3 protein-coding genes are annotated in these 2,889 nt (G+C 57.6%); all 3 read right to left on the reverse strand.

All coding sequences use genetic code 11. The features are described from left to right. Positions 1–44: 44 nt before the first annotated feature. Genes H3V53_RS42635 through H3V53_RS42645 form a run of 3 tightly spaced genes read right to left on the reverse strand, consistent with a single transcriptional unit; the run spans position 45 to position 2,644 of the window. Complete coding sequence (locus H3V53_RS42635) at positions 45–575, reverse strand: TniQ family protein (RefSeq protein WP_336602962.1); 531 nt, start codon at positions 573–575, stop codon at positions 45–47. Next, positions 550–1,422, reverse strand: a complete 873-nt coding sequence (locus H3V53_RS42640; protein ID WP_336602963.1) for a TniB family NTP-binding protein — start codon at positions 1,420–1,422, stop codon at positions 550–552. Before H3V53_RS42640 ends, H3V53_RS42635 begins: the two co-directional genes overlap by 26 nt. 7 nt (positions 1,423–1,429) lie before the next feature. Further along, a complete protein-coding gene (locus H3V53_RS42645) occupies positions 1,430–2,644 on the reverse strand; it encodes a transposase family protein (protein WP_336602964.1) in 1,215 nt (404 codons plus the stop codon). Between the last annotated feature and the right edge of the window lie 245 nt (positions 2,645–2,889).

Consider the following 2,889-nt stretch of genomic DNA (forward strand, 5'->3'; position numbering starts at 1 on the left):
GCTGTTGAGGTCGACTATTTCTGCTAGCAGGACGATTAATTGCGCTAGCGACCTCTTCTAAATCGCCGTTTGACCGCGTCTCTGCGATATCTGCCGACGCTTGATATCAACTGCTGCATGTTTCCCGCGCGGCGCAACACCGAGGATGGGGCCGTTTCGAGTTGTGCGCCATGCTCGCAGCATTCGATAATGGACGGGTTCAGCCAAGCCCGCTTCCAGTAGGGCGTGCTCACATCAACCGGGTTGATGACCAGGCATCGAAAGCAAAAAGGCAATCGCCTTCTCGCCACCATCCATGAGTCCGGCGTCTGAATGCTCGCAATGGTCGCAGCGTCAATGCGCGCGAGCGCGGCCAGCTTATCGAGCGCAGATTCGTCCAACGGGGCGAATAGTATCCATCCCACACTGGTCAAAGCTGGCAACGGGCCAAGTCCATTGATTTCCCAGGCCATCTCGACAGTCACCTGGTAGCGACTCGCTACGCGGCCGAACCAGCTGCCGAACGCCTCATCGTCAAAAGGACGCGGCGCATATGGCCAAGGGCGAAAGTTAACCCGCGCTTGTAGAGGTGACATCTTTTAAATGCTCGAGCCTGATTGCTTCGTGGCCACTCCGGATCGCGAGTTCTGCAGCCGCGTTGATGATTCTGGATATCTCACCCGTTAGACCACCACTTGTGGCAAGGACATACTGCGCGATCTCTCGCTGCGCCAACTCGGACGGCAGGCGCAACGGCAGGACACGCTCGAACGCCGCCAGCAAGCGCCGGAACGCATCGCTCTCTTGCCAGCGCGGCACTTCGAAAGGCCTAAAGCGGCTGACCATCTGTGCGTCAGTCTGCAGGGCGATCACGGCGTCCTGGGTGCCGACCAATACCATGCTGGCCTGGAGATCATTTGCAAGGAATTTGAGCAGATTGAGCGAAGCGCGCTGCTCGCGATATGAGCCCGCCAAAAGATGGCGGACCTCATCAATCATAAACATGCGCGGGGCCATTCGACGCAGAAGATCCCGCGCAAGCCGTTCAAGGACAGTAACGCTTGCGGCGGCGTTATGCGGCGCGCCAACCTCGAATAACAGTGCCGAATAGAAGCGATGCTGATCTGGCGTCGGTGGCATCTGCATTGCGATCGTGGGACGGATTTCCACTCCCCGTTCGGCGTCGAACGTATCGGGATGATGTCGGCGGAACTTGGCGATGATCTGAGTTTTGCCAATATTAGAATCACCATGCAGCAGCATGCATGGCATGCGCTCACGGCGGGGAAGAGTAAGTAGTCTTTCGAGTTCCTGCAATGCCTGGTTCGCCCGTGGATAGTCGATCCAGCGATTTCCCCAAAGGCAGTTGATGCGAGCCTCGACGTCGAGTTCCGCTTGCGCGCGCACGGGAGGCAGCAGATGTGAAAATGGCGTGGGCTTCATTGACTGGTCACCATTGCTCGACGTCGTACGCCGATATTGGTTGGCTATAATCAATCGGCTCGGTTTGAGACTCGCATTTATCGTCCAGCCTTGCAGGAAGAAGCTCAGATCGAGGCCGGCCGCGCGTCTTTGGCAAGCGGCGCCGCATTATGCTTCGAGTCGCCCTCTGTGCGCGATCCACCAGGCTGCGCTGTTCTTCAATCGTGTGGAACATCATGACCTCCGAAATGGTTCGTTGGCCTTGCTCCCGCAGGTGCTTCATTGCTGCTCTTTGTTCCCAAAGTGAAATGGCGGGGCGCCTCAGATCCGCATATCGCACTTCGATAAAATCATGCCGCGCAACCTTTACATAGATGCGAGAGAGATCCTCCGGGTGATAGCGAACTATGACGTCGTGGTCGGTCTCACGCCATGCTGTAAATATGGGGTGCCAGTAACGTATGTGAAATAGCGTAAGGCCATCGCGTTGGATCGTCCGGCGAGCCGCTGGAAGAAAATGCAACAGAAATCGCAGGGGTGCATCGGGAGCACCTGACAGCGCATGCACAGGCGAGGTCGCACATAGCGTCGTCCATCTGCCAGCTGGTGTATCGCCACGCAAGCCTCGATGGGCGCTGTAGTGATATCGCTGGCCGACTTCGAGGGCCAACCATTGTTCAAACTCCCGGAGGGTCAATGCGGCCTGTTGCTCGGAACGTCGCTCCTTGCGCCCTTTCGGTGACGAGCCAGTTGACCCTGGCAAACCGTGCACGCGCTCCATAAGCGTGCGGTTCAGCCGTTCAATGTGCCCACCGAAGTGCGGTTTGCCGACTGGTCGATACATCAATTCGACACCATATTCGGCACACCCCATTCGCAACGCCCTGCCTTTGAATTCAGCGGCATTATCCAGATGCAGCACTCGCGGCATGCCATGCATGGGCCAGTCCGTTCGCACGCCTAGCTTGCTGAGCCATTCCGTTTTCGGCAGTACGATTCGCGTGAGCAGCAAAGCGACCGTTGCGGCATTCGGTCGGTCAATGCCGACAAAGAAAGCCACCACACATCGCGTGGCCACATCGATCGCTAGCGACAACCACGGACGGCCCAACGGGCGTCTCATTAGGTCGTCGACCACAATAAGATCAGCTTGGGTATGGTCGATCTGGACGACGTCGAGGGGGTTCCCGACTATAAAATTCCCTGGTGCAATGGCCGATTTGGGATTTTTTACCCGCTCCATTGCCTCTTCGCGCTTATGGGATGTCCATCGTCGAGCGACAGTATCGCGGCTCGGTGAACTGACAACGGCCCCCGTGCATCGCCGACGCACCTCCGCTACCAGACTCGTAAGTGGGTGCGCGAGTTGACGTTGTGTGGGCAACCAGACTGTCAATACGTCATTGATGATGATTTCAGTATGCCGCCCGATGCGACGACTCCCGACCCTCGGTCCGCGTGGACGCGGTTTCAGGGAACTCGCAACCG

It is taken from the genome of Paraburkholderia bengalensis (assembly GCF_037126505.1).
GTDB lineage: Bacteria > Pseudomonadota > Gammaproteobacteria > Burkholderiales > Burkholderiaceae > Paraburkholderia > Paraburkholderia bengalensis.